The 21,556-nt window shown below is 62.2% G+C and carries 16 protein-coding genes; 5 read left to right on the plus strand and 11 right to left on the minus strand.

Features of this window, described 5'->3' with window-relative positions; all coding sequences use genetic code 11:
- Positions 1-163 precede the first annotated feature (163 nt).
- Positions 164-1,030 (plus strand): amidohydrolase family protein, encoded by an 867-nt coding sequence (locus ACJ70B_RS20255; protein ID WP_408960701.1) that lies wholly within the window; start codon positions 164-166, stop codon positions 1,028-1,030.
- A gap of 3 nt (positions 1,031-1,033) precedes the next feature.
- On the opposite strand, the gene ACJ70B_RS20260 is transcribed toward ACJ70B_RS20255, so the two are convergent.
- The 3 genes from ACJ70B_RS20260 to ACJ70B_RS20270 form a co-directional block, all read right to left on the minus strand.
- A complete protein-coding gene (locus ACJ70B_RS20260; RefSeq protein WP_408960246.1) occupies positions 1,034-1,870 on the minus strand; it encodes a fumarylacetoacetate hydrolase family protein in 837 nt (278 codons plus the stop codon).
- 132 nt (positions 1,871-2,002) lie between these two features.
- Positions 2,003-4,225, minus strand: a complete 2,223-nt coding sequence (locus ACJ70B_RS20265) for an LUD domain-containing protein (RefSeq protein ID WP_408960247.1) — start codon at positions 4,223-4,225, stop codon at positions 2,003-2,005.
- Complete coding sequence (locus ACJ70B_RS20270) at positions 4,225-4,737, minus strand: lactate utilization protein C (RefSeq protein ID WP_408960248.1); 513 nt, start codon at positions 4,735-4,737, stop codon at positions 4,225-4,227. Before ACJ70B_RS20270 ends, ACJ70B_RS20265 begins: the two co-directional genes overlap by 1 nt.
- Before the next feature lie 340 nt (positions 4,738-5,077).
- Here ACJ70B_RS20270 and ACJ70B_RS20275 point away from each other — a divergent pair, with 340 nt between their 5' ends.
- On the plus strand, positions 5,078-5,842 hold the full coding sequence (locus tag ACJ70B_RS20275; protein ID WP_408960249.1) for an IclR family transcriptional regulator: 765 nt from the start codon (positions 5,078-5,080) through the stop codon (positions 5,840-5,842).
- 157 nt (positions 5,843-5,999) lie between these two features.
- On the opposite strand, the gene ACJ70B_RS20280 is transcribed toward ACJ70B_RS20275, so the two are convergent.
- The 8 genes from ACJ70B_RS20280 to ACJ70B_RS20315 all read right to left on the minus strand — a co-directional run bounded on the left by ACJ70B_RS20280 (position 6,000) and on the right by ACJ70B_RS20315 (position 14,582).
- Complete coding sequence (locus ACJ70B_RS20280) at positions 6,000-6,245, minus strand: hypothetical protein (RefSeq protein ID WP_408960250.1); 246 nt, start codon at positions 6,243-6,245, stop codon at positions 6,000-6,002.
- A 32-nt stretch (positions 6,246-6,277) separates the two neighbouring features.
- Entirely contained in the window at positions 6,278-7,366 is a 1,089-nt protein-coding gene (locus tag ACJ70B_RS20285) for an ABC transporter ATP-binding protein (protein WP_408960702.1), read from the minus strand.
- Positions 7,363-8,427, minus strand: coding sequence for an ABC transporter ATP-binding protein (locus tag ACJ70B_RS20290; protein WP_408960251.1), 1,065 nt, complete (start codon positions 8,425-8,427; stop codon positions 7,363-7,365). The genes ACJ70B_RS20285 and ACJ70B_RS20290 overlap by 4 nt, the downstream gene beginning before the upstream one ends.
- A 69-nt stretch (positions 8,428-8,496) precedes the next feature.
- Entirely contained in the window at positions 8,497-9,492 is a 996-nt protein-coding gene (locus tag ACJ70B_RS20295) for an ABC transporter permease (RefSeq protein WP_408960252.1), read from the minus strand.
- The gene (locus tag ACJ70B_RS20300) at positions 9,485-10,504 is read right to left on the minus strand and encodes an ABC transporter permease (protein WP_408960253.1); all 1,020 of its coding nucleotides are present in this window, start codon (positions 10,502-10,504) and stop codon (positions 9,485-9,487) included. The genes ACJ70B_RS20295 and ACJ70B_RS20300 overlap by 8 nt, the downstream gene beginning before the upstream one ends.
- A 42-nt stretch (positions 10,505-10,546) precedes the next feature.
- Complete coding sequence (locus ACJ70B_RS20305; RefSeq protein ID WP_408960254.1) at positions 10,547-12,301, minus strand: ABC transporter substrate-binding protein; 1,755 nt, start codon at positions 12,299-12,301, stop codon at positions 10,547-10,549.
- A 147-nt stretch (positions 12,302-12,448) separates the two neighbouring features.
- Entirely contained in the window at positions 12,449-14,104 is a 1,656-nt protein-coding gene (locus tag ACJ70B_RS20310) for an ABC transporter substrate-binding protein (protein ID WP_408960255.1), read from the minus strand.
- A 253-nt stretch (positions 14,105-14,357) separates the two neighbouring features.
- Entirely contained in the window at positions 14,358-14,582 is a 225-nt protein-coding gene (locus ACJ70B_RS20315; protein ID WP_408960256.1) for a hypothetical protein, read from the minus strand.
- 429 nt (positions 14,583-15,011) lie between these two features.
- Between ACJ70B_RS20315 and ACJ70B_RS20320 the strand changes: the two genes are divergently transcribed.
- From ACJ70B_RS20320 to ACJ70B_RS20330, 3 genes are all read left to right on the plus strand, one after another.
- Positions 15,012-16,955: a rhamnogalacturonan lyase gene (locus ACJ70B_RS20320; RefSeq protein ID WP_408960703.1), complete on the plus strand. Its 1,944-nt coding sequence runs from the start codon at positions 15,012-15,014 to the stop codon at positions 16,953-16,955.
- A 264-nt stretch (positions 16,956-17,219) separates the two neighbouring features.
- Positions 17,220-19,181, plus strand: a complete 1,962-nt coding sequence (locus tag ACJ70B_RS20325) for a hypothetical protein (protein WP_408960704.1) — start codon at positions 17,220-17,222, stop codon at positions 19,179-19,181.
- 457 nt (positions 19,182-19,638) lie between these two features.
- Positions 19,639-21,549, plus strand: a complete 1,911-nt coding sequence (locus ACJ70B_RS20330) for a rhamnogalacturonan lyase (protein ID WP_408960705.1) — start codon at positions 19,639-19,641, stop codon at positions 21,547-21,549.
- Positions 21,550-21,556 lie beyond the last annotated feature (7 nt).

The following is a 21,556-nucleotide window of genomic DNA, read 5'->3' on the forward strand; positions in this document are numbered from 1 at the left end:
GACCCCGTTTCTCCGAGCGGCGAGCGTGACACCCGACCGTGTGAATCGACGCCGACACCGCGAGCGACCGAACGCGGTTCCCGCGGTGACGGTCCGCTCGAGCGGACCGTCGCCTCGACACAACGTTTAGTATCGCTCGACACGTCGCTTTCCGCACACGATGGTGATGGATACTCACACACACGCATGGACGCGACCGACCCGAGACCACCCCTGGGTCAACGGCCCGTTAGTGGAGACCGTCGACGAGTTTTCCGTCGACGCGGTCTACCCCGCGGAAACGCTCCTCGCGGACATGGACGAGGTCGGGATCGACGAGGCGGTCGTCGTCGGCTACCCGATCTGTGAGTGGACCGATAACTGGTACACCGTCCGGTGTGTTACGGAGCACGATGCGCTCTCAGGAATCGTGATGCTCGATCCGTTTGCCGACGACGCGGCCGACCGGCTGCGCGAGGCGATGGCCGTCGACGGCGTGCTCGGCTTCCGACTCGGCGCGATTTGTCCGTCCGACCGCATGTGGGAGACGTTCGATCCCACCGTCGACTGGCTGCGCGAGGCGGTCGACGAGACCGCGTTCTGGGCGGCCGCCCGCGAGACCGACGCGCTGGTGCAGGTACTCGCCCACGTCGACCAACTCGAGCAGGTGGGCGACCTCGTCGAGACCTATCCCGAACTCTCCTACGCGCTCGATCACTTCTGTCACGCCGGCCCTGACGTCCCGCCCGAAGACGCGCTCGGCGCACTCGAGCCCCTCGCCGGCGATGAGTACGACGTGGCGGTGAAAATCTCCGAAGTCGTCCACCGCTCCGCGGAGGGGTTTCCCTACGCCGACATGCACGACCACGTCCGCTGGCTACTCGAGACCTTCGGCCGCGAGCGGGTTATCTGGGGCTCGGACTTTCCGAACGTCAGCGACGAGGCGACCTACGCGGAGAGCCTGCGGTGGCTCGAGCACGTCGACTGCCTCTCGAAGAATGATCGGGAGTGGCTCACCGATCGGGCGATGCGGGAGCTGTGCGGGATCTGAGCGCTACTTGCCGACGACGTGGTTCTCGAGCGTGCCGATCCCGTCGATTTCGGCTTCGACGGTGTCGCCGGGCGAGAGCAGTTCCGGCGGGTCTCGGAAGATGCCGACGCCACCTGGGGTACCGGTCGCGATGACGGTGCCGGGTTGCAGCGTCAATCTGTGGCTGAGGAACTCGATCGTCTCGCCGACGTCGAAGATGAACTCTGCCGTCGAAGACTCCTGTTTCACCTCGCCGTTGACCCGGAGTTCGACGGCGGCGTCATTGGCATCGATCGCGTCGGGTGCGGTCAGAGCCGGCCCCATCGGTGCGAACGTGTCGTAGCTCTTGCCGCGGAAGAACTGGCCGTCCTCGAACTGCGCGTCGCGCGCGCTAACGTCGTTGACGACCGTGTAGCCGGCGACGTACTCTTCGGCCTCGTCGGCCGGGACCTCGCAGGCGGTTCGGCCGATGACGACGCCGAGTTCGACCTCGTAGTCGACCTGTTCGACGTCCTCGGGGTGAACGATCGGCGCGTCCGGCCCGGTGACGCTCGAGGGCGATTTCGCGAACAACAGCGGGGTATCGGGGATCTCCGCGTCCTGCTCTTCGGCGTGATCGTAGTAGTTCAGGCCGATACAGATGATCTGGTCGACCGAGGGAATCGGTACCAGATACGTCTCCGGCTCATCGATTGCCGGCAGTTCGCCGGTATCGACGGCGCGACGGACGCGGCGGCGGTAGCCGGGCGTCGCGAGGTCCTCGAGCGACGGTTCTCCGAAGCGGTCCAGCGCGTAGATCTGGTCGTCGACGGAAACGCCCCAGCGGACGCCGCCGTCGGTCGCGAAGCGAACGAATTGCATCGTATCGAAATTCCTGTCCTTGATATTGAATCTTTCTCTCGGCGGAGTGCGATCGGACCGAATTCGGTCAATCGACGGGCTCGTCCGGAGACGATTCGAGTCGGCTGGGGACCGCTTAAGCCCGTTCGGAGACTACTCGGACCCGTTCGGAGCGATGAGCGAGAGCGGATGCCGCGGGTGGCGGGCCAACAGCCCGTCCAGTTGCTCGAGACACGAGGTCCCACTGGCTACGACCGTTCGATCAGCGGCCGCTGGCGTCTCGAACTGCTCTCTCAGTCGGTCGCCAACGTCCATACTCAGCTCGTAGTACTCGCGCTTGTAGCCGAAGCTCCCCGCCATTCCGCAACACTCGACGTCGGAGGTGGAGACGTCGTATCCCAGCCGCTCGAGGACAGCCGTCGTGTACGACTCGAGTCCGAGCGTGCGCTGCTGACAGTGGGAGTGATAGGCGACGTCGGAGCCGCCGTCGGCATTCTCGGCGTGTGTCAGCGCCGCGGGATCAGCCCCGTTCTCGAGCAGGCCGTAGACGTACTCGAAGACCTCGTAGCTGCGCTCGGCGAGCGCTTCGTAGCGCTCCGCGTCGAGGAGGCGCTCGTACCCGCCGCGGACCATCGCGAGGTCGCTTGGCTCGATGGCGACGACGTCGTATCCCGCCTCGAGGTAGGGCTCGAGGTCGGCCGTGACCCGCTCGGCGTGCTCCTGGGCGGTGGCGATCATCCCCTGTGAGAGCGGCGCGCGGCCCGAGGCGGCGACGTCGGGGACCTCGACCGCGACGCCCAGCGCCTCGAGCGTGCGGACGGCCGCCTTTCCGCGGTCGGTCCGAATGTAGTTCGTGTAGAGATCGGGGTAGACGACGGCGTGGTAGTCCGCGCCGACGGGCCGGGGCACGTCGCGGTTTCGGAACCACTCGACGAACGTCTCGCGCTCGAACGTGGGCAGATTGCGGCGGCGATCGACGCCGAGGACTTGCTCCATGAGGAGTCGGGAGGGGAGCAGATCTGCGGCCAAATTCGACACGGGCGCGGTCGCGGAGCCGAGTTTCGCCAGCGTCGCAAAGTTGCCGAAAAAGCGCTTCTGCAGGTCCATTCCGGCCGGCTCTTCGTCCGGTGTGAGTCCCTCGACAAGGAAGTCGAACCGGCCGTCCTCGGCCCCGCGATTGCGCCGGTCGCGGACGACCGTGTTGATCCACGGAATGTCGATTTTCACCGGGCACTGCTCGACACAGCGCGAGCAGCCGGTACAGAGGTCGTTGAAGTCGTCGGTCGATTCCCGCCCGTGGACGCCGGCCTCCCAGCCGGTCGCGATGCCGCCGGAGTAGGTCTCGCCGCCGAAGCCGTGGCCCCCGACGGACCGAAAGTTCGCACACGAGTTCGCACAGGCCGAACACCGGATGCAGTACAGCGTCTCCCGCAACTGGTCGTCCTCGCGCATGTCCATCCGGCCGTTGTCCAGCAAGACGAGGTGAAAGTCCCGCTCGGCCGAGTCATCGGCGATCGGCCCGTCGTCGTCGAAGTCCACCGGCGGCGTCGAAACCGGCGGTGAGAACAGCGAGACGTAGGCGGTGATGTCCTGTCCCGTCCCTGAGCGCGCGATCAGTTCGACGAACGGCTGGAGGTCCTCGAACGTCGGGACGATCTTTTCGACGCCCGCGACCGCGACGTGCGTGTTAGGCACGGCGACGGTCTTCCGAGCGTTCCCCTCACTCGTGACGAGCGCCATCGTCCCCGTGTCCGCCGTCACGAAGTTCGCGCCGGTGACGCCGATGTCCGCGTCCTCGATCCGCTCGCCGAGGTACTCCCGTGCGAACGCGGTCAACTCTTCGGCCGTCTCGAGTTCCGTATCCGGGTCAAAGTACTCGTTAAACAGGGCGGCGATCTCCTCGCGCGACTGGTGGATCGCCGGTGCAACGAGATGGCTCGGTGCCTCGTCGGCCACCTGTAGGACGAACTCGCCGAGGTCGGTCTCCCAGACAGCACAGCCCTCGGCCGTGAGGGCATCGTTAAGTTCGATCTCCTCGGTCGTCATCGACTTGGACTTGACGACGGTCTCGGCGTTTCGTTCGCGGGCGAGTTCGCGGACGTACCGATTCGCGTCGGCGGCGTCGTCGGCGACGTAGACGGTTCCCCCGTTGTCCTCGACCGTTGCGCGCACCTGCTCGATCAGTTCGGGGAGGCGCTCGATCGCGTCCTCTTTAATCGCCCGCGCCCGGTCTTTGTACGCGTCGTAGTCATCGAGCCGATCGACGGACTCGTACCGGCCCTCGTTGAACCCGCGGGTGTTGCGCTCGACGCTGTCGCCCTCCGTGGCCATGACCTGCCGGATCCGGTCGGCCTTCCGTGATCGCTCGCTCGCCATTATTCCTCCGCGTCCTCCACGATGACCGCGTGGGTCTCTTGTGGGCCGTGCACGCCGTAGACGAGTTCCCCCATGTCGGCGGTCGCGCTCGGGCCGGTCGCGAGGACGGCGTCGCCGTCTCCGTTTCGGAACCGCTCGCCCAGCCGCTCGAATGCCGTGGCCATGTCGTCGACGAGGTCTCGCTCGCGGACGACGATCACGTGTCGATCGGGGAAGAGCCCGGCGAGTTCGGCACCCGCCGGCGTCGACTCGAGGACGACCGTTCCGTACTCAGCGACGCCGAGCGTGGCGGCCGTGACGCCACAGGCCGCCTCACGGAGCTGCTCGGGCGTCGGCTCGAGGACGACGTCCGTTCCCTCGAGTGTGATCGCCTCGAAGGGAAGCGGCGCACCGATCGCGGGCTCATCGATGACATCGGCGAGCGCGTCCCGAAACGCGGCCGGCGACGTCTGGGTGACGGCGGTCCGAACGCTTCTGAGGTTCGTCTCGAACGTCTCTAGCTGTGTCTCCATTGCTTGGTCGTGACTAACCGATGCCAGAAAGTTGGCTCTTGTCATTGCCCCCACATCGTGTAACGGACGAGACCCTGTATCGAATATCGCCGATCCCGGATCACGTTCGCTCGCACTCGAGCACGCTGGACGAGTCTGTCCGGCGACATCGAAGCCATCCGACACGGCGGTCGGGTCGACGCCTTCGATATCGGCGCTATCGGAGCCGGTCTCGACGGACAGCCAGAGTCCCCGATTCGGTCGGCATTGCGCCTTGCTCGACCGAGAGCGAGGGCGCCGTGACAGCGATTTCCGGCGTGGCCGGACAACTATTAAATATCTCCTCGTTGCGTGGGTGGGTATGTCGAACAAACCGCGTCAACCGGTTCAGGCCGCTGCGACGACGTTTCGAATCATCGAGACGCTTCACGACCTCAACGGGGCCGGCGTCTCTGAACTCGCGGACGAACTCGAGATGCCAAAGAGCACGGTCCACGACCACCTGCAGACGCTGACCGAGGCCGAATATCTCGTCAACGAGAGCGGGCGATACCACGTCGGCGCTCGCTTCCTCGAGTTAGGCGGGTTCGCTCGCAGTCAGATGAAGCTCTATCAGATCGCGTCCCCCGAAATCGAGAAGTTGGCGGCGGAGACCGGCGAGCACGCGAACCTCATGATCGAAGAGCACGGGAAGGGAATCTTCCTCAACAAGGCGAAAGGCCGAGACGCCGTGAACCTCGATACGCACATCGGCAAGCGCGTTCACCTCCACACCACCGCGTTGGGGAAGGCGATTCTCTCAAAACGGTCCGAAGCGGCCGTCGACGACGTTATCGATCGCCATGGGCTCCCCCGCGTGACCGAGAAGACGATCACCGACGCCGACGAACTGAAGAGTCAACTGGCGGAGATTCGCGATACGGGATACGCGATCGACGACGAAGAACGGGTCGCCGGAATGCGGTGTGTCGCAGCGCCGATCTGTGATAGCGACGAGAATCCCCTTGGAGCGATCAGCGTCTCCGGACCGACGAATCGCTTTAACGACGAGACGTTCAGCACCGACATTCCGAAGACCGTTCTGAGCACCGCAAACGTCATCGAAGTGAACATGACCTATTCCTAACCCCCGGCCGAACCGGCCTGTCAGATCCTCATTCGGCTACGCGTCTGTGGTGCAAAACTTGCACCACCGACCGTGTCGACGAGGGGCCAGTGATCGCTGGGTACACAGCAGAGCGTTATCCTCGCAGTATCGATGCTGGCGACGCTGCAGCCGGCGGCTACGGGCCGTAGTGATACCAGATCCGGTAGACGACGGATCCGACGATGGCGGCGGCGAGGAGCGACAGGCTCCACAGTCCGACCACACCCGCCATCGGCCCGTCGAAGACGAACAGCCCGGCGAACAGGAGGAGGCTCGCGAGCGCGATCGAGACGTGGAGCCCCCGACCGCCTGGGAGACGCACGGAGCGGCGCTGTCTAGAGTTCGATTCACTGGACGGTTCCATCGCGGTAGTGTCGGTCATATCGGACATCTCTGTATCGTGTGAACGCTCTCTCACGGTGAATCGACCGGCGACTCGTCCGCTATCTCGGGGCTATTCCAGTATTCGTGGGTATCGTCCGCCCGGAAGCACCGAGCGTAGTTCGCTTCGTTGCCGTTCGCCTGAATCCGTCCCGGATGCTGCCGCGTACACGCCTCGCGAGCGTTCGGACAACGCGGGTGGAAGTGACAGCCGGCGGGGAGGTCCGTCGGATCGGGAACGTCGATCTTCCGCAAGGGAAACTCCTCGTCGTCCTCGTCCTCGTAGAGGTTCGCGGTCGCCCACTGCAACGCCTTCGTGTACGGATGCTGCGGGTTTTCGACGATCTCCTCGACGGTTCCGATCTCGACGATCTCGCCGAGATACATCACGGCGATCCGTCCGTTGGATCGTTCGGCGATGTAGCGGGCGTTCGAGAGGTCGTGCGAGATGAACAGATACGACGTCTGGAACAGGTCCTGTAACTCGAGCATGAGATCCATCATCTCGACGCGCAGGGAGACGTCCAGCGCCGAAATGGCCTCGTCGGCCAGGATTAGATCGGGATTCAACAACAGCGCGCGAACGAGGACCGCGCGCTGGGTTTCCCCGCCGCTCAACTGGTGTGGGTACCGGTTCAGGTAATCGCCCGGCGGCGACATGCCGACGCGTTCGAACAGCGTGTGGATGCGGTCCTCTCGCTCCTCGCGGCCGAGGTTCGGATACCACCGCTTTAGCGGGAGCATCAGCGAGGTGAGGATTCGCTGATTCGGGTTGAGCGCGCTTCCGGGATCTTGGTGGATGATCTGAAGGGAGTGGCGGATCTCGTCGAACGGGATCGAGGCGTTGTCGGAATCATTTCGCGCCTCCCAGATATCCTGGCCGCGGTAGCTGACCGTTCCGCTAGTCGGTTTCTGCGCACCGATTGCCGTCTTTCCGAGCGTCGACTTGCCACAGCCGCTCTCACCGATCAGCGTGAGTGTTTCTTGTTCGTCGAGCTCGAGGGAGACGTCGCTGACCGCACGGACCGTCTCGGAGTCGCCGAAGAGGTCGAGCACACCACCGTCGTTGGTGAACTTGACGGAGACGCTGTCCATCGAGAGCATCGGATCCGACGCCATCAGTTCTCACCCCCGTCAGTCGCGGTGCTTCGCCCGTTCGACGAGCCGGTATCAGGCGCGGCGCTGATCGGCACCGCGTCTCCGGCCTCGTCGTAGTAGAAACACGCGGACTCGTGAGCGTCGCTTACGTCCATCATCGGCGGGTCGTCGGTTCGACATCGCCCGTCGGCCATCGGACACCGGGGATGGTACGAACAACCCGAAATGTGGTCGACCGGATCCGGCGTGCTCCCTTCGATGATATCCATGTCCTCGACCGGCACGTTCAGATCCGGTGTCGTATCGAGGAGTGCGCGCGTATACGGATGCGACGCGTCGTAGAGCACGTCATCCGTTGTCCCGATTTCGACGATGTTGAACGCGTACATCACGGCGATGCGGTCGGCGAGCTTGGTCAACAACGGGAGGTCGTGCGTGATGAACACGAGCGTCAGCTCGTACTCGTCTTGCAGCCGGCGCAAGAGCGTGATGATCGAGCGCTGCATCAGGAGGTCCAGCGCGGCCGTCGGCTCGTCGAGGACGAGGACGTCCGGCTCGAGCACCAGGGAGAGCGCGATGAGTGCACGCTGTTTCATCCCGCCCGAGAGTTCATGGGCGTACGAGTCGAGGACTCGATCCGGATCGAGGTACACGCTCTTTAAGAGCTCGCGTGCGCGATCCATCCCGGCGGGAATGTTCCGGTTGTGGTCCTGCAGGGTTTCCCTGAAGTGGGTTCGAATCGTCGTGACGGGATTGAACGAGCTCATCGCCCCCTGAAACACCATCGCGATTTCCTCCCAGCGGAATCGGTTCAGTTCGGACTCGGAGAGATCCAGCACGGAGACTGGCTCGTCGTCTTCCGGATAGTAGGTGACCTCGCCGGTCGAGACGCCGGGTTCGACGACGGCGTTGAGAAACGACGAGGCGAGCATCGACTTTCCGCTCCCGCTTTCGCCGATGATGCCGAGCGTCTCGTTGCGAGCGACGTCAAGATCGGCGTCGCGGACGACGCGTGACTGTCCACGATTCATCTGGAACGTGACGTTGAGGTCTCGGACCTCCACGATCGTGTCTGTGTTACGCATGCGTTGTCTTGTCGGAGTACATCGCAGACAGCGGCATAGTACTACCGTTCTGTCTGACAGTTGATCCATTCATGGTTCGGGACCTCCGTCGTCGTCGATCGTCGACGAGTGTCGCGCCCTGAGTCGGACGTTGAACACGCTGTCCATCCCCTGGGAGAATAACACGAGCCCGAACGACATCAGGAAGATCGTCAGCAACGGGAACGCGAGGAAGTGGTACATGTCCGGATTACTCAGCGCGTTCCCCTTGTAGGCGATGTTCATCATGACGCCCCAGTTGAACGTGGTAAACGGGAGGATCCCGAGGAAGTATAGCCCGACGGACTCGAAGATGATGCGTCGAGAGGCCAGCGCCGCGTTCACCGTGATGTAGGGCATCAGCTGGGCGAGGACGTCTCGGCGGAGGATCGTCCGCGTCGAGATGCCCATTATCTGTGAGGCCTCGACGTACGACTCCTCCCGAATGCTGAGCACTTGCGAACGCACCGTCCTCGCCAGCCCGGGCCAGTTGTCGAGTCCGAGCAAAACGCCGATGACGTACGGACTCTTCGGCTGGAAGATCGCGATCAGGACGATAACCAGCGGGAGTCCGGGGATCGTAATGATGATGTCGGTGATCGACATCAGTATCGTATCGATCTTCGACCCCCGGAGGAACCCGGAGAGGACGCCGATCAGCGCCGCGAATCCGATACTCACGACCGCCCCGGCGAACACCATCCGGAACATGTCCGGCGTCGCGTGGATGAGTTGCGCCCCGATCGGCTGGCCGAAGGTGTCCGTCCCGAGAATGTAGTTGGGGTTCTGGAACGGCGGTACGAGAACGGGCGCGTCCCCGCTTATCGGTCTGTCGACGAGCCAGACGCCGACGGTTCCCATCAGGACGAACATCGTGATAATCGCCGTCCCGATGACGGCTCGCCAGTCGGTCATCGCCACACGGGCAGGGGCGGCGACGTATAGATCGAACCGTCGTTTGAGCCGCTGGGATCGCGGCGTCGGCTCTCGGTCGACGTCCGCGTCGAACAGCGTCTCGAGTTCGTCGTCGAGTTGTTCGTTACTCATTGGTGCCTCCGGCTGAGATTCGGGGGTCGATGAAGCCGTACGTCAGATCCGCGATCAGGATCGCGACGATCGTCACGAACGTGAAGACGATGAGCGAGCCCATGAGTACGGGGTAGTTCTGTACCTGAATAGCGTCGTACACCAACAGTCCCACGCCCGGGTAGGAGAAGATCTCCTCGACGATGACGGAACTGCTGAGCACGCCGGCGATACCGATCATGAACTGCGTGTACATCGGCAGGATGGCGTTCCGTCCTACGTACTGGGTCGCGATGCGGGAGTTACGCAGTCCGCGTAGCTCCGCGACGCGGAGGTAATCCTCGCCGAGGACGCGGATGGAATTGCCCCGCATCGTCAGCGCCGTGCCGAGTCCGAGCACGCTCATCGACAGTATCGGAAGCGCGGCGTGGTGTGCGATACTTTGCATAAATGCCAGGTTGAATCCCACGTCGATTCCGAGTCCGTACCGTCCGCCCGTGGGGAAGAAATTGTTCCGAATGCCGAAGAAGAAGATGAACAGAATGCCCGCGACGTAGTACGGCGTGGAGTTGAGTCCGATCACAACGACGGACGACACCGAATCGAACCGGGATTTCTCCTTGAACGCCATCACCGCCCCGAGCACGATGCTCACCGTGTATCCGATGACCATCGCATAGACGCTGATGAGCATCGACCACGGGAGCCGTTCGGCGATGAGCGTCGTCACGGAGGTATTCTCGTAGAGCGATTCGCCGAGATCCTGTTCGAGGAAGACGCTACTCATATACTGAATGTACTGGGTAAAAATCGGTTTGTCGCTCTCGATATTTGTATAGTTCGCTACTAGCTGTTCGATTTGCTCCGGGCTGATCGTGTTCGACGATCCCATCTGCTGGGAGAGGATCTGGTTTCGAAGCGCCTCGGCGGGACCACCCGGCATCGACTGGTACAATACGAACGTCAGCGTCACCGTCGCGAAAAACGTCAGTAGCGCTTGCCCGACGCGTTTCGCGAAGTAGTTCCCTTGCATGGCCTGTATCCTGTTGGGTAGGGTTCTGTGATTGAGACGGGGTTAGTTCGTTGAAATGCGTCCTCGAAGGAGCGCGTACGGTCCGGGGTTCGGACGGTCCATTCGGAACTCGTCCTTGCTCGGGAAGTTGAAGTTCTCGACGTCGCCACCGAAGCCGCGGTTTTCCTGCAGGTGAACGATCACGGGCAGATCGAAGTTGACCCACTGAGCGAGTGTCCGCGTCAATTCCTTCGTCTCCGCTTCTGAGGACGCCCCCTCGAGGTCGACCATGAGCTGAGCCGGGTTGATTTCGACGCCGTTGTTTCCGACCTCCGTCGCGCCGACTTCCTCTGGAATCTCGAGCGAGAACGGCACGCCGGTCGGGCCAGTGTCGCTATTGCTGGTGATGTCGCCGGCGAGGAGGCCGTAGAAGTCGTTCGAGAAGTACGCCACGGGATGCCAGTATGGGAGAGAGACGTGCCACATCCAAGCAATGTCGAACTCCCACTCCTGGATCTGCGAGTAGTAGTCTTGCCCGATGGCCTCCATCTCCGCGTTCAGCCCGAACGCGCTGAGATGGTCGGTGAAGACCTTCGTCGGCTGGGACTGTGATACGTCGGACTGCGTGATGACGGTGAAGTTAGTCGTGTCGCCGTCGGGGCCGACCCAGCTGCCGTCCTCTCTGGAGTAGCCGGCTTGCTGCATGTACTCGGCGGCCGTCTCCTCGTCGGCTTCGACGGGGTAGTCGATGAGGCTGTCGACGAAGTCCGCACCGAGGTACTGCTCTTCGATGGTCTCTCGGATCCCCGTCTGGACCTGTGTCGGACTCGCGAGCATTCCCGTCTGCGCCGCGGCGTTGACGATCGCGGGAATATCGATCACAGAGATGATCGCTCGCCGGACCGGCCGCCTCGCGAGGTGCTTGTTGTTCCAGTTCAGGATGAATTTCTGGCAGTTGTAGTGGCTCAGTTTGTAGATGTTCTCGATGTTATTGGGGTAGGCCGACTGCTGGTTCTCGGCGATGTACTTGGTCATATCGAGCTTGTTGCTCTTCTCGAGTTGCTCGACCTGGGTCCCCGCTTCGATGTGCGGGAGAACCCGAATCTGCTCGATATCCGTTTCATCCGCCCACGGATGGTCCTCCCATTTGGTCGCCAGCGTCTCGGAGGAATTGAAGTCCTCGATACGGAAGAGCGAGCTCCCGTATCCTTCTTCGACGAACTCCTTGGTGTCGATCGTCAGCTGGAGGAGATCCTCGGTCACCGCCTGTCGACCGCTTTCTCCGCTTGCATCCTCGTAGCGCTCATAATACTCGCGGAAGACCGATTTTGGTGCGGTCGTCCCACCGCCCGCGTTCGATTTCGCGATCGTCGGTGACACTTCTTCCTTGTAGATTCGCTTGACCGTGTACTCGTCGACCAGTTCGTGGCTTTCGATCGGCGAGGCCTCCGGGTCCTGGTAGCGCCAGATCTCCGCATCGATAAAGTAGTCTTCGGCGGTGATGTCGTTGCCATTCCAGAAATTCCACTGATCCGAGAGCTTGATCGTGACCTCCCGACCGTCGACGCTGAGCTCCTCGAAAAACTCGGTCGAGACGGATCCGTCGGAATGCGGCGCAAGCGTCTCTTGAAGCCAGTAGATGCTGTAGGTCTGTGCGTAGTTCGACGCGTTCCAGGGGTTGAAATGGACCTGTGTCGGCGGGCGACCGCCCGCGAACGCCGTGGCGAACTCCGTTGCGTTACTGCCACCGCCGAGGCAGCCAGCGAGCGTGGCGGCGACCGTACCGGCACTCGCGCCGACAACCCCCCGTCTACTCATACGAGTGTTACTGTGTCTCATATGGTTGCAGTTCCTTCATACCCATCTACCCTTATGTATGTTTGGACTAGTTAGAATACTGGCGAACTCGGAACTCGTCTGTGCGACGTCTTCCGTCGTTCGCGTTCGATTCCCGTCAAGACGGCCTCAATTGACCGAAATACGACCGTTCAACAGCGCGTTCGGACCCGGATTAGAGCGGTCCATCCGGAACTCGTCCTCGCTCGGGAAGTCGAAGTTCTCGACATCGCCGGCGAAGCCGCGGGTTTCCTGCAAGTGAATGATCACGGGCAGATCGAAGTTGACCCACTGAGCAAGCGTTCGCGTCAATTCCTTCGTCTCCGCTTCGGAGGACGCCCCCTCGAGGTCGACCATGAGCTGAGCCGGATTGATTTCGACGCCGTTGTTTCCGACCTCCGTCGCGCCGACTTCCCCGGGGATCTCGAGCGAGAACGGCACGCCGGTCGGGCCAGTAGCGCTATTGCTGGTGATATCGCCGGCGAGGAGGCCGTAGAAGTCGTTCGAGAAGTACGCCACGGGGTGCCAGTAGGGCAGGGCGACGTGCCACATCCAGGCGATGTCGAACTCCCACTCCTGGACCCGCGAGTAGTAGTCTTGCCCGACGGCCTCCATCTCCACGTTGAAGCCGAATTCGGAGAGGTGGTCAGTGAAGACTTTCATCGGCTGGGACTTCCTGACGCCCGCCTGCGTGATGGCGGTCAAGTCGGTCGCGTCGCCGTCGGGTCCGATCCACTCGCCGTCCTCTCTGGAGTAGCCGGCTTGCTGCATGTACTCGACGGCCGTCTCCTCGTCGGCCTTGACGGGGTACTTGATGAGGCTGTCGACGAAGTCCGCACCGAGATATTGCTCCTCGATGGACGCCCGGATCCCCGTCTGAACCTGCGTCGGCGTCGCCATCAGCCCGGTCTGCTTTGCGGCGTCGACGATCGAGGGAATGTCGATCGCGGAGATAATCGCTCGCCGGACCGGCCGCCTCGCGAGGTGCTTGTTGTTCCAGTTCAGGATGTACTTCCGGCAGCTGTAATGGTCCAGCTTGTAGATGTTCTCGATGTTATCGGGATAGTTCGACCGCTGATCCTCGGTGATATACTGAGTTGTATCGAGCTCGTCGCTTTTCTCGAGTTGTTTGACCTGGGTTCCCTCGGTGGGCTGTACGCGGATCTGCTCGACATCCGTTCGGTCGGACCACGGGTGATCTTCCCACTTGGTCGCCAGCGTCTCGGAGGAGTTGAAGTCCTCGATACGGAAGAGCGAGCTCCCGTATCCCTTTTCGACGAATTCCTCGGTGTCGATCGTCAGCTGGAGAAGGTCTTCAGTAACGGCCTCCCGCTCGCTCTTCGTGGTCGCGTCCTCGTAGCGCTCGTAGTACTCGCGGAAGACCGACTTGGGTGCGGCCGTCCCAGCGCCGGCTTCCGATCGCGCGATCGTCGGCGAGATCTCGTCCTTGTAGATCCGCTTGACGGTGTGATCGTCGGCCAGTTCGTGACCTTCGATCGGCGAGGCCTCGGGATCCTGGTAGCGCCAGATCTCCTGTTCGATGAGGTAATCCTCGGCAGTGATGTCGTTGCCGTTCCAGAAGCTCCACTCGTCCGAAAACTCGAGCGTGACCGTCCGACCGTCGACGCTGAGATTCTCGAAGAAGTCGGTCGAGACGGTCCCGTCGGCGTGTGTCACGACCGTCCCCTGAAGCCAGTAGATGCTGTAGGTCTGTGCGTAGTTCGACGCGTTCCAGGGGTTGAAGTGGACCTGCGTCGGCTGGCGGCCGCCTGCAAGTGCCGTCACGAATTCCGTCGCGTTACTGCTACCACCGAGGCAACCGGCGAGTGTCGCAGCGACCGTGCCGGCGCTCGTGCCGACAAACTGCCGTCTATTCACCCGAGTGCGATTAGTTCTCATATGCCTACAAGTAGCCAATAATTATCGATCCTTATGTAGATTTGGACTAGTGATCAGTGATCAGCGATCGATCAGCGAGCGCTCGTCCGATCGAAGCGAGCCACGAGAGCGCAGCGTCGATCGTCCGGCGCGGTCGCCGTTAATCGGCGCGTCGCGCACAGACGACCATCATCGCGAACGAGAGGGCACCGATCACGGCGAATGACACGAGTTGAACGATCGTAATAACGAACGTTCCTGTTCCTCGCTCGATGACCGGCAGCGCAGCACCGAGGACGATCAGCGCTAACACCGAGACCATAAACAGCAGTCGGAACTGATACCGGAATCGGCAGAACGCGCCGACGAGGGTTTCTTCTGTCATGCTGTCATCGTTTTCGCTCGGTCATCACAAGTGTTACTGTGTGAAACTACAACACGCCTATCACGTTGGACCGAGTGCCGAATGCGTCGGACAGCGCTCTCGAGTCAATTCGGTTCCACCGCGGGTATGATCGAGCGGTAACCGAACGAGAGGATACACTCGAATGGTGACGATGACTCGAGTACGGGAATATTGCAGAAAGCGCTTTTCGCCGTAACGTTCTAATATTAGATACTAAATTAAGAAGCTAGAGCATGAGTGATAATGACTGATCCAAACGCGAGTAAGCCACGATATCGACGCGAGTTGCTAAGCGGGATCGCAGCCGGAACGACGATGATCGCGGCCAGCGGTGTCGGCGGAGCGACTTCCGGTGGTCAGACCCGTCGGCCCGGCTATGAAACCAAACCGAACGAGTATACGCGTCGGATGGAGTCACTCGACCGGGGCCTTGTGGCCGTTCCGGTAGAAGACGGAGTCCTCGTCCGATGGCGACTGCTCGGGACCGAACCCATCGACCTGGGATTCCACGTGTTCCGCAACGGTGAGCGAGTGAACAACAAGCCGATCACCGAGAGCACGAACTTCCTCGACCCCGACGGGACGACCGAGTCGACGTACGCGGTTCGCCCGGTCGGGTTCGGTCGGATCGGCGAACGGGACCACGATGAATGGGAATGGAGTGACTGGGAGAGAGACCGTCACGATAGGGAATACGACGAATGGGAATGGCGAGATGGCGAGATGGGCCGCCACAGAAGGGAATACGACGGCAACGATGACGACCGCAAACCAGGCATGTCCAAGTCCGTCGAAGTATGGGACAATCAGTACAAGGAGATCCCGCTGAACAAACCCGATCCGGTCGAGAGCGAGGACGGTGAGACGATCACGTACCACGCCAACGACGCGAGCGTCGGCGATCTCACCGGGAACGGCACGCTCGACATCGTCCAGAAGTGGACTCCATCGGACGCAGGGGACAACTTGCCGGGTCATAGAAGCGACGTCCTGCTCGACGGCTACACGATGGAGGGCGAGCACCTCTGGCGGATCAACCTCGGACAGAACATCCGGGCTGGACCCCACTACACGCCGTTCGCCGTCTACGACTTCGACGGCGACGGGACGGCAGAACTGGCCGTGCGGACGTCCGACGGCACCACGGACGGGACTGGAACGGTCATCGGTGATCCGGACGCCGACTACACGAACGAGGACGGATTCGTCCTCGAGGGGCCGGAGTACCTCACCGTCTTCGACGGCGAGACCGGCGAGGCACTCGCGACAGAAGACTTCGAACCCGCGCGCGGCGACGTCTGCGACTGGGGCGACTGCTACGGAAATCGCGTCGATCGATTCCTCGCTGGCGCCGCCTACCTCGACGGTGAGCGCCCGAGCATCCTCATGACGCGGGGCTACTACGAGAAGACCATGCTGGCCGCCTGGGACTTCCGCGACGACGAACTCGAGATCCGCTGGATCTTCGATAGCACCGACGGCAATCAGGAGTACGAGGGCCAAGGGAATCACCAGCTCACCACCGCTGACGTCGACGGCGACGGGAAGGACGAGATCGTTTACGGCGCCTGTGTCATCGATCACGACGGGACCGGGCTCTACTCGACCGGCTGGAACCACGGGGACGCCCTCCACGTCGGCGACTTCGACCCCGGTCGGGACGGACTCGAGGTCTTCCAGCCACACGAGTCGGGCCCGTATGGCATGACGTTCCGTGACGCCGGCACGGGTGAGTTACTGTGGGGTGTCGAAGGCGAAGGCGACATCGGAAGAGGGCTGATCGCGGACATCGATCCGAACTACGACGGTGCGGAGGCGTGGGCGGGTATCCCCCTGTCCGATGGCGGACTCGGCACGTGGTCCGCCAGCGGCGAGCGGATCAGCGAGAACTCCGTCAACTCGATCAACTTCGGAATCTGGTGGACCGGCGACCTGCACCGAGAGCTGCTGGACCACGACTTCCTCGGCTACGACGAGGGAGGATACGGTCACGGCTGGATCAAGAAGTGGAACTCTGAAACCGAGGAGTTAGAGCTCCTACGGTCCTTCGATGGCACGCGGTCGAACAACGGCTCGAAGGGGACGCCGTGTCTCTCGGGCGACATCCTCGGCGACTGGCGCGAAGAGGTGATCTGGCGGACCGACGACAGCGAGACGCTGCGGCTGTACGCGACGCCGTATGAGACCGATCACCGACTACACACACTGTTGCACGACTCGCAGTATCGAACCGCGCTCGCGTGGCAGAACGCCGGCTACAATCAGCCGCCGTGGCCGAGTTACTTCCTCGGACACGGGATGGACGACCCGCCGAAACCCGACATCGAACTCGTTTCCAGCGATACCGGCTGAACGGCGTGTCCCGCCATGGTACCATTTAGTTACGGTAGAATTACCCAAACAATTATATCAATAGATAATATATTGAGTTCCGGAGTATGAGAGAAGATGACTAGTTCAGACGCCAACACTACGGAGTATCGAGGGTATCGACGCGAACTGCTGAGCGGAATCGCGGCCGGAACAGCGGTGTTCGCAACCAGCGGGACGGCGGCTGCCACGAGTCGAAACGACCGATCCGCCGTCGGAAACGACGGGGCTGGATCGCCGCGTCAGATGGAGGCGCTCGACCGAGGCCTCGTGGCCGTTCCGGTAGAAGACGGAGTCCTCATCCGATGGCGACTGCTCGGGACCGAACCGATCGATCTAGGGTTCCATGTGTTCCGCGACGGTGAACGAGTGAACGACGAGCCGATCACTGAGAGCACGAACTTCCTCGACACCGACGGGACGACCGAATCGACGTACGCGGTTCGTCCAGTCGGTCTCGGTCGGGTCGACGGAAGGGAACATGACGAACGAAACTGGAGAGACTGGGAGAGAGACCGTCACGATAGAGAATACGACGAACAGGAACGGCGAGATGGCGAGAGAGACCACGACGAATGGACCCACGGCAGAAGGGAACACGACGGAAACGATGACGACCACAAACCGGGCCTGTCCAAGTCCGTCGAGGTATGGGACAATCAATACAAGGAAATCCCACTGAATAAGCCCGAGCCGGTCGAGGGTGCGAACGGCGAGACGGTCACGTATCACGCAAACGACGCGAGCGTAGGCGACCTCACCGGCGACGGAACGCTCGACATCGTCCAGAAGTGGACCCCGTCGGATTCGAAGGTGAACCCGCTCGACGGATATACGAGCGACGTCCTGCTCGATGGATATACGATAGCAGGCGAGCACCTCTGGCGAATCAATCTTGGGCAGAACATTCAGGCTGGCCCAGCGTACACGTCGTTCGCCGTCTACGACTTCGACGGCGACGGAACGGCGGAAGTGATGATGCGGACGTCCGACGGCACTACGGACGGAACTGGAACGGTCATCGGTGATCCTGACGCTGACCACTCAACCGAGGACGGACGGATCCTCGAGGGGCCGGAGTATCTGACCGTCTTCGACGGCGAGACGGGCAAAGCCCTCGCGACGGAGGACTTCGAGCCCGCACGCGGAGACGTCTGCGATTGGGGCGACTGCTACGGCCACCGCGTGAATCATTTCCTTCCGACGCCAGCCTACCTCGACGGCGAGCAACCGAGCCTCGTCATGGGTCGTGGCTACTACGAAAAGACGATGCTGGCCGCGTGGGACTTCCGCGACGGCGAACTCGAGATTCGCTGGATCTTCGACAGCACTGACGGCAACGAAGCGTACGAGGGTCAGGGCAACCACCAACTCTCCATCGCTGATGTCGACGGCGACGGGAAAGACGAGATCGTCTACGGCGCGATGGTCGTCGACCACGACGGCACTGGCCTGTACTCGACCGGCTGGGGCCACGGCGACGCCCTTCACGTAAGCGACTTCGTCCCGGACCGGGAGGGACTCGAGGTCTTCCAGCCCCACGAGTACGGGACGTACGGCGCGACGTTCCGCGACGCCGGAACGGGCGAGTTACTGTGGGGGAAGGGAGACGGGGAGAAAGACATCGGCAGAGGCATGATCGCGGACATCGATCCGAACTACGACGGTGCGGAAGCGTGGGCGGGGATACCCCTCTCCGATGACGGACTCAGTACATGGACCGCCAGCGGTGAACGGATTCGCGAGACGCCAATCGGTTCGACCAATTCGGCGATCTGGTGGACGGGAGACCTCCACCGCGAGCTGCTGGACCACGACTTCCTCGGCTACGACGAGGGAGGATACGGTCACGGCTGGATCAAGAAGTGGAACCCCGAGACCGAAGAACTAGAGCGCCTGAAGACCTTCGACGGCACGCGGTCGAACAATGGCTCGAAGGGCAACCCGTGTTTCTCCGGGGACATTCTGGGCGACTGGCGCGAAGAGGTGATCTGGCGGACCGAAGACAGCGAGGCGCTGCGCCTGTACGCGACGCCCTACGAGACCGATCACCGACTCTACACGCTGTTGCACGACCCGCAGTATCGGCTGGCCCTCGCTTGGCAGAACGTGATCTATAACCAGCCGCCGTGGCCGAGTTACTTCATCGGCCACGGGATGGACGACCCGCCGAAACCCGATATCGAACTCGTCTCCGCCGACGACTGAACAGGGCGCGTATCGTCGCGTCACTGTCTACCGGCCTCCGACGCTGCGCGTCTGAGCAGCTAGTACGCGAGGCTCGAGACCATCGACTCGGTCCCCATCAGCCATCGGTGAGTCGAGTCAGGCTGCTGACTCGCCCGAGAGTAGCATGGATATCCCGACGGTGCCGTCGGCGAAGGCACTGGTGATACCGACGTAGATGGCGTTTATGGCAGCCGTCTCACAGTCAAAAATGTTTATATATCACGATATGGACGGAGAAGGTGCGGTGTGAAAGACAATGACTAATACGGACACGAACGAGACACGACACCGACGATATCGACGCGAGTTGCTAAGCGGAGTAGCAGCCGGGACGGCAGTGGTTGCGACCAGCGGCGTGGCAACTGCCACGGGCCGAAACGGCTGGTTCGGCTGTGGAACCGGACCAGATAACAAGGAGAACGAGTCGACGCGACAGATGGAGTCGCTCGGTCGCGGCCTCGTAGCCGTTCCGGTAGAGGGCGGGGTCCTCGTCCGATGGCGACTGCTCGGGACCGAACCTGTCGACCTGGGATTCCACGTGTTCCGCGACGGCGAGCGGGTGAACGATGAGCCGATCACCGAGAGCACGAACTTCCTCGACCCCGACGGGACGACCGAGTCGACGTACGCGGTTCGTCCGGTCGGCTTCGGTCGGATCGGCGAACGGGAACACGATGAACGAGAATGGAGAGATGGCGAGAGAGACCACGACGAACGGCCACACGGCAGAAGAGGACACGACGGAAACGATGACGACCGCAAACCGGGCCTGTCCAAGTCCGTCGAGGTATGGGATAACCAATACAAGGAAATTCCGCTGAACAAGCCCGAGTCGGTCGAGGGCGAAAACGGCGAGACGGTCACGTATCACGCAAACGACGCGAGCGTGGGCGATCTCACCGGCGACGGAACGCTCGATATCGTCCAGAAGTGGTCGCCGTCGAACGCGAAAGACAACGCCCACGAAGGGCAGACGAGCGACGTCCTGTTAGACGGGTACACGCTGGAGGGCGAACACCTCTGGCGAATCAATCTCGGACAGAACATCCGCGCCGGCGCACACTACACGCCGTTCGTCGTCTACGACTTCGACGGGGACGGGAAAGCCGAGGTGGCCGTGCGGACGTCCGACGGTGCCACGGATGGGTCCGGGACGGTCATCGGTGACCCGGACGCCGACTACGTGAACGACGCAGGCCGGATCCTCGAGGGGCCGGAGTATCTGACCGTCTTTGACGGCGAGACGGGCGAGGAACTCGCGACGAAGGACTTCGAGCCCGCACGCGGAGATATCTGCGACTGGGGCGACTGCTACGGCAATCGCGCCGATCGGTTCCTCGCCGGCGTCGCCTACCTCGACGGTGAGCGACCGAGCATCCTCATGACGCGGGGCTACTACGCGAAGTCGATGCTGGCCGCGTGGGACTTCCGGGACGGCGAACTCGAGACCCGCTGGATCTTCGACAGCGACGACGGCAACGAGGAGTACGAGGCCCAGGGCAACCACCAGCTTTCCGTCGCCGACGTCGACGGCGACGGGAAAGACGAAATCGTCTACGGCGCGATGGTCGTCGATCACGACGGGACCGGGCTCTACTCGACCGGCTGGAACCACGGCGACGCCCTGCACGTGAGCAACTTCGATCCCAGTCGGGACGGGCTCGAGGTCTTCATGCCCCACGAGTGGGGGCCGTACGGTGCGACGTTCCGCGACGCCGGAACGGGCGAGTTACTGTGGGGCGTCGAAGCGGAGGGCGACATCGGCAGAGGCATGATCGCGGACATCGATCCGAACTACGACGGTGCGGAAGCGTGGGCAGGCATCCCCCTGTCCGACAACGATATCGGCTTGTGGTCCGCTCAGGGCGAGCAGATCAATGAGAATTCCGTCAACTCGATGAACTTCGGAATTTGGTGGACCGGCGACCTGCACCGAGAGCTGCTGGACCACGACTTCCTCGGCTACGACGAGGGAGGGTACGGTCACGGCTGGATCAAGAAGTGGAACCCCGAAACCGAGGAGTTGGAGCTCCTGCGGTCCTTCGATGGCACGCGGTCGAACAATGGCTCGAAGGGGAATCCGTGTTTCTCGGGCGACATCCTCGGCGACTGGCGCGAAGAGGTGATCTGGCGGACCGACGACAGCGAAGCGCTTCGTCTGTACGCGACGCCGTATGAGACCGATCACCGACTGTACACGCTGTTACACGACCCGCAGTATCGAACCGCGCTCGCGTGGCAGAACGCCGGCTACAATCAGCCGCCGTGGCCGAGTTACTTCCTCGGACACGGGATGGACGAGCCGCCAACGCCCGACATCGAACTCGTCTCGGCAAAGAGCGACTGAGCGGTCA

The organism is Natrinema sp. 74 (assembly GCF_046097095.1).
In the GTDB taxonomy this organism is placed as follows: Archaea; Halobacteriota; Halobacteria; order Halobacteriales; family Natrialbaceae; genus Natrinema.